This window comes from Pseudomonas sp. P7779 (assembly GCF_013386315.1).
Lineage (GTDB): Bacteria > Pseudomonadota > Gammaproteobacteria > Pseudomonadales > Pseudomonadaceae > Aquipseudomonas.
Genome location: NZ_JACARZ010000168.1, coordinates 1 through 508 on the forward strand (window position 1 = coordinate 1; position 508 = coordinate 508).

The window sequence follows — 508 nt, forward strand, 5'->3', positions numbered from 1 at the left end:
GTGTTGTTCGGCGAGTTGTTCGTCGCGCCAATCCTGGGGGAGTACCTGGACCTGTTTGCCCAGGTCAGCATCAACGCCTTGCTGGTGGACCGTGTGGTCAACATGACCGATGAAGGCGTCGATGTGGCCGTGCGCATCGGGCATTTGCAGGAACCCGGCCAGCAGGCGATCAAGGTCGGCGAGGTGCGTCGCGTAGTGTGCGCGGCGCCGGCTTACCTTGAGCGGCACCGGCCACTGCACCCCGGGCAACTGCGTGAGGCGAAGATTGTCACGTCGTCTTCCAGCCAGTTGGTCAGCGAATGGCAGTTCAGGGAAGGCGGCCAGCCGTTGAGCGTGGCCGTTGAGCCGCGCCTGGTAGGCACCGCCAACAACGCGGCGAACAACCTCGCGCGCCTGGGCTGGGGCGTCACACGGGGGGTGGCTTATCAGGTGGCCAGCGATGTGCGTGCAGGCGCACTGGAGATCGTCCTGCAAGACTTCGAACCGCCGGACTTGCCGAACCATGTGG

1 protein-coding gene is annotated in these 508 nt (G+C 65.0%); it reads left to right on the forward strand.

The window, feature by feature from the left end; translation table 11 throughout:
• Positions 1-508: LysR substrate-binding domain-containing protein (locus tag HX869_RS30530; protein ID WP_256736807.1), on the forward strand; the 508-nt coding region annotated here is incomplete at both ends.